Below are 5,380 nucleotides of genomic sequence, written 5' to 3'. Positions count from 1 at the left end.
GCCCGCCTTCAACAGCCGCATCGTCAGTCACAGGCCCACCAACGGCACAGAAGCCCTGAAACTGCGAAACTCAAGGGTGCCGGTTCGACGCCGTCGGGTGCCGTCCGGTGACGTTCAGCGCCGTCCGGCCTGCGCCGTCGGCAGCCGGTGAGTCGCGGGCGCCAACCAGCCGCATCGTCGTGCCCATTGGTGCCGACTGCTACCCCACCCGTATCACGAGTCACAATTCTCCCGACTCGCACCCACCCGTCGGAGTCGGCGCCTATCGTTGGGGATCAGTCGGGGGAGGTGCCTGCCACAGGTGGGCGGTGTCCCCGCGTCCAGATCGACCGTACGAACTCAGGGGGTGGCCCAGCCGATGCCGGGCAGAGCGTCAGCAGAGCACGAGTCGCGCGTGGTCACGATCCGCGTGCGGCGGCGTTTCACGACCCTGCTCGGACTCTGCGCCGCCTCCACCATGGTGCTGTCCCTTGCGGCCGGGGCGCGCCCGTCCCAGACCTCGGCACTCCTCGCGTCCGACGGCCCGCTCCCGGGCCTGACCCAGGCGCAGCCGCCCGTCACGGATGGCATCACGTCGTTCGCCGGGGGCGGCGACCCGATCGCGGCAGCGCTCGGGGCCAGCACTTCCTCCGCGGCCGTGAACGGCGCCATCCAGCAGCTGGCGGCGGGCCTGTTCCTGTTCCCGTCGCTGCAGCTCGCTCCCGGCCGGACCGGGGGGCCCGCCGGCACGTACTCGTCCGGCGCCGGTCGCGTCGGGCTGAGCTGGCCGCTGCACGCGCCGGTGGCCTCGGGCTTCGGCCCACGCATCCACCCGGTGCTCGGACGGGCGATGTTCCACACCGGCCTGGACCTCATGGCCGCCTGCGGCACGCCGATCCGCGCCGCCGCCGACGGACGGGTCGAGTATGCCGCCATCACCCCGTCGTGGGGACGGCGGGTCATCGTGCGGCACAGCGCCAGTCTCGAGACCGGTTACGCGCACATGTCGCGGTTCCTGGTCCAGCAGGGCGACGTCGTCAAGCGCGGCCAGCTCATCGGCCTGGTCGGCACGACCGGCTGGTCCACCGGCTGTCACCTGCACTTCGACGTGATCGTGGACGGCGACTACGTCGACCCCGCCCCGTACCTGGGGCTGCCCGGCAGCTCGACCGCCAGGGTTCCCTACCACGCCGCGCCGGGCCGCGCGCCGCACCCGGTGGAGGACGGCGACGTGCCGGTCAGCGCGGCCACCCGGCCGAGCCCGTCGTCGACCAGCAAGCCGCCGACCAGCAAGCCGACCAACCCGCCGAAGCCGACGCCACCGGCGACGACCCAGGCTCCGACGACGGGCACGCCGAGCACGACCACCCAGCCCTCCACGACCACGACCGGCACGCCGACGACCGGCAGCTCGACCACCACCGGCACGCCGGCGACCGGCAGCCCGACGACGAGCACCGGCAGTCCGACCACCACGGGCAGCCCGACGACCACCACGCAGCCGTCCGACCCGACGACGAGCCCGTCGTCCTCGAGCGCCGGCGGCACGCCCGGCACCACCAGCGGCACGACGGCCGGATCGAACCACACGACACCCGGATCGAGCAGCGCCGCGACGAGCGAGCACCCGACCACCAGCCACACCCAAGGTGACACAGCCGCCCCGGCCAGCAGCAGCTCGGGCGCGTCCACTTCGAACCCGCGGCAGACCACGGGCGGCTCGAGCACGCCGGGCACCACCCCGGCCACCTCCTCTCGGAGTACGACGACCGAGGCGCCCTCGCCGACCGACGACAACACCACCAGCCGCGAGGCCACCACGGCGACCACCGGCGAGGACTGAAGTCAAGATTTGGGCACACCCCCGGAGTGGCTCTCGTCTGAGCGGCCGGGACCGGATAGGTTGCCCGGATGGACGATTCCACACCGGGCACGACTCCTGCCTCCTCCCGGGGTGCTGATCCCGGCGGACGCCAACCGATCGTCGTCGTGGACCACGTCAACAAGCACTTCGGCGACCTGCACGTCCTCAAGGACATCAACCTGACCGTCGGCAAGGGTGACGTCGTCGTCGTGCTCGGGCCCTCGGGCTCCGGCAAGTCGACCCTGTGCCGCACGATCAACCGCCTCGAGACCTTCGAGTCCGGCAAGATCCTCATCGACGGGCAGCCCCTGCCCGAGGAGGGCAAGGCGCTGGCGCACCTCCGGGCGGACGTCGGCATGGTGTTCCAGTCGTTCAACCTGTTCGCCCACAAGACGATCCTGCAGAACGTCACGCTCGGACCGATCAAGGTGCGCGGGCAGAACAAGGCCGCCGCCGAGAAGCACGCCCTCGAGCTGCTGGACCGCGTCGGCGTCGCCCACCAGAAGGACAAGTACCCCGCGCAGCTCTCCGGCGGCCAGCAGCAGCGCGTCGCCATCGCCCGCTCCCTCGCGATGGACCCGAAGGTCATGCTCTTCGACGAGCCGACCTCCGCCCTCGACCCCGAGATGATCAACGAGGTCCTCGACGTGATGACCGGCCTGGCCAGGTCGGGCATGACGATGATCGTGGTGACCCACGAGATGGGCTTCGCCCGGCGGGCCGCCGACCGGGTCGTCTTCATGGCCGACGGCGAGATCGTCGAGCAGAACACGCCCGAGGAGTTCTTCACCCACGCCCAGTCGAGCCGGGCCAAGGACTTCCTCAGCAAGATCCTGACCCACTGAGACCGATCCCCGCACCGACCATCCGCCGGCCGCATGGTGACCGCCGAACGGCCGGCTCCCAACAGGAGGAACAACCCACATGAAGCTCACCCGAATTGCCGTCGCCGCCGTCGCGTCCGGCGCTGCCCTCGGCCTCGCCGCCTGCGGCGGTGGAACCAGTGGCGGCGGCGCCGGCGGCAGCACCGGCGGCGGAGGCGGCGAGACGGTCAAGGTCGGCATCAAGTTCGACCAGCCCGGCCTCGGTCTGAAGGAGGGCTCGAAGTACTCCGGCTTCGACGTCGACGTCGCGAACTATGTCGCCAAGGAGCTCGGGGTGACGCCGCAGTTCGTCGAGGCCGTCTCCTCCCAGCGCGAGTCGCTGATCGCCTCGGGCCAGGTCAAGTACATCGTCGGCACCTACTCGATCACCGACACCCGCAAGGAGAAGGTCTCCTTCGCCGGCCCCTACTTCATCGCCGGCCAGGACCTGCTCGTGCGGGCCGACGACACGTCGATCACCGGCCCCGACAGCCTCAAGGACAAGAAGCTGTGCTCGGTCAAGGGCTCGACCTCGGCGGTCAACCTGCAGAAGAAGGTGCCCGGGGTCAACCTGCAGGAGTACAACACGTACAGCCTGTGCGTCGCCGCGCTCAAGGCCGGCAACGTCGACGCGATGACCACCGACGACACGATCCTGGCCGGCTACGCGGCCCAGACCCAGAACCAGGGCAAGCTCAAGCTCGTCGGCAAGCCGTTCTCCACCGAGAACTACGGCGTCGGCCTGAAGAAGGGCGACCAGGCCTTCTGCGACCAGGTCACCGCGGCCCTGAAGAAGTTCATCAGCTCCGGCGAGTGGGAGAAGTCGGTCCAGAAGAACCTCGGCCCGGCCAACTACAAGCCGGGCCCGGGCAACCCGCCCACCCCGACCTGCCAGCTCTGAGCCCGGCCACGTCGTGACGGTATGCCGCTCGGCGCGCTGAGCTGAGCGGCATACCGCCCGCTCCGGTACCGCCCACCACCGCACCCTCCCGAGGAGGACTGCCCATGGGTCAGCTGTTCGCCCAGTACCCCATCTTCGCGGCGTTCGGCATGACGATCGTGCTCGCGATCTTCGGCGCGATCGGCGCGCTGGTCATCGGCACGGTCGTCGCCGTCATGCGGGTCTCCCCCGTCGGGGTCTTCCAGCGCGCCGGCGCCTTCTATGTCGACATCGTGCGCAACACGCCCCTGACCCTGATCATGATCGCTGCGAACATCGTCATGATCGTCAACCTCGGGTTCAGCTTCAGCGAGGACATCGCGCGCGACAACATCATCTGGGCCATCATCGCGCTCGCCGTCTACCACGCAGCCTTCGTCTGCGAGTCGCTGCGCAGCGGCGTCAACACCGTGCCGGTGGGTCAGGCCGAGGCGGCTCGGTCGATCGGGCTGACCTTCGGGCAGAGCCTGCGCGAGGTGATCCTGCCCCAGGCCTTCCGCGGCGCGATCACGCCGCTGGGCAACACGCTCATCGCGCTGATCAAGAACACGACCGTCGCGACCGCCATCGGCGTGGCCGAGATAGCGGGCCTGATGAAGCAGATGCAGGAGTTCAACAACAACCTCATCGTGCCGATCTTCCTGATCGTCGCGATCGGCTTCGTCATCCTCACCCTGCCGGTCGGCCTGCTGACGACCTATCTGTCCAACCGGCTGGCGGTGAAGCGATGAGCTCCTCGGTCCTGTTCGACGCGCCGGGGCCCAAGGCCCGGGCCCGGCACCGCAGCCTCACCCTGGTGGGTCTGGTCGTGATCCTCGCCTTCCTCGCCTTCCTGCTGTGGAAGCTCGGCGAGAAGGGCAACCTCACCGCCGACATGTGGACGCCGTTCATCACCAGCGAGATCTGGGTCTACTACCTGATCCCCGGGCTGATCAAGACGCTCGAGGCGGCGGCCCTGTCGATCCTGCTGGCCGGGATCTTCGGGCTCGTCTTCGGGATGGGCCGGCTCTCGCAGAACGGCGCGATCCGCTGGGTCTCGACGGTCGTCGTGGAGTTCTTCCGGTCCGTCCCGGTCCTGGTCATGATGATCGCAGCGTTCTCGCTGTACGCGTTCAACAACGTCTTCACCAGCGAGCTGAACCCGTTCTTCGCCGTAGTGACCGGCCTGACCCTCTACAACGGGTCGGTTGTCGCCGAGCTCATCCGCTCCGGCGTCGGGAGCCTGCCCAAGGGCCAGGCCGAGGCCGGCCTCTCGATCGGCCTGACCAGGGGCCAGACACTCCGCGCGATCCAGCTGCCCCAGGCGATCACCGCCATGCTGCCGGCGCTCGTCAGCCAGCTCGTCGTCATCCTCAAGGACACCGCGCTCGGGCAGATCATCACCTACCCCGAGCTGCTGACGACCTACGCCCAGATCGGGTCGTACAAGGGCAACATCGTCCCGTCGATGATCGTCATCGCGCTCATCTTCATCGTCATCAACTACGCGCTGACCCGGCTGGCGGGCTTCGTCGAGGCGCGCCTGCGCTCCCGCGGCCGGACCACGATAGCCGGAATCGGGGCCGGTGAGGACACCCTCGCCGTCGCCGAGACGACGGCGCCCGACGACACCCAGGCGCCGACGCGCTGACGCGGGTACCCGGCCCCTCCACGCCTACCCGGGCCTGTCCACGCGCGACACACCGAGCACCGGCAAACCTCGACGGCTGCAACCATCAAGGTTTGCCGGTGCTC

At 69.4% G+C, this 5,380-nt stretch carries 5 protein-coding genes; all 5 read left to right on the top strand.

Features of this window, described 5'->3' with window-relative positions; translation table 11 throughout:
• Positions 1–394: 394 nt before the first annotated feature.
• The 5 genes from WMI84_RS16670 (at position 395) to WMI84_RS16650 (ending at position 5,276) form a co-directional block, all read left to right on the top strand.
• On the top strand, positions 395–1,822 hold the full coding sequence (locus WMI84_RS16670) for a M23 family metallopeptidase (RefSeq protein WP_347354898.1): 1,428 nt from the start codon (positions 395–397) through the stop codon (positions 1,820–1,822).
• Between the two features lie 137 nt (positions 1,823–1,959).
• Positions 1,960–2,688, top strand: coding sequence for an amino acid ABC transporter ATP-binding protein (locus tag WMI84_RS16665; protein ID WP_347354899.1), 729 nt, complete (start codon positions 1,960–1,962; stop codon positions 2,686–2,688).
• 79 nt (positions 2,689–2,767) lie between these two features.
• Positions 2,768–3,607 carry a glutamate ABC transporter substrate-binding protein gene (locus tag WMI84_RS16660; RefSeq protein ID WP_347354897.1) on the top strand — a complete coding sequence of 280 codons (840 nt, stop codon included), beginning with the start codon at positions 2,768–2,770 and terminating at the stop codon, positions 3,605–3,607.
• 104 nt (positions 3,608–3,711) lie between these two features.
• Positions 3,712–4,377, top strand: coding sequence for an amino acid ABC transporter permease (locus tag WMI84_RS16655; RefSeq protein WP_347354896.1), 666 nt, complete (start codon positions 3,712–3,714; stop codon positions 4,375–4,377).
• Entirely contained in the window at positions 4,374–5,276 is a 903-nt protein-coding gene (locus WMI84_RS16650; protein ID WP_347354895.1) for an amino acid ABC transporter permease, read from the top strand. The genes WMI84_RS16655 and WMI84_RS16650 overlap by 4 nt, the downstream gene beginning before the upstream one ends.
• The last annotated feature ends 104 nt before the right edge of the window (positions 5,277–5,380 follow it).

It is taken from the genome of Intrasporangium sp., from assembly GCF_039812505.1.
GTDB lineage: Bacteria > Actinomycetota > Actinomycetes > Actinomycetales > Dermatophilaceae > Intrasporangium_A.
Note: the sequence above shows the minus strand (reverse complement) of the source record. Positions and strands in the feature narration are given on the sequence as shown.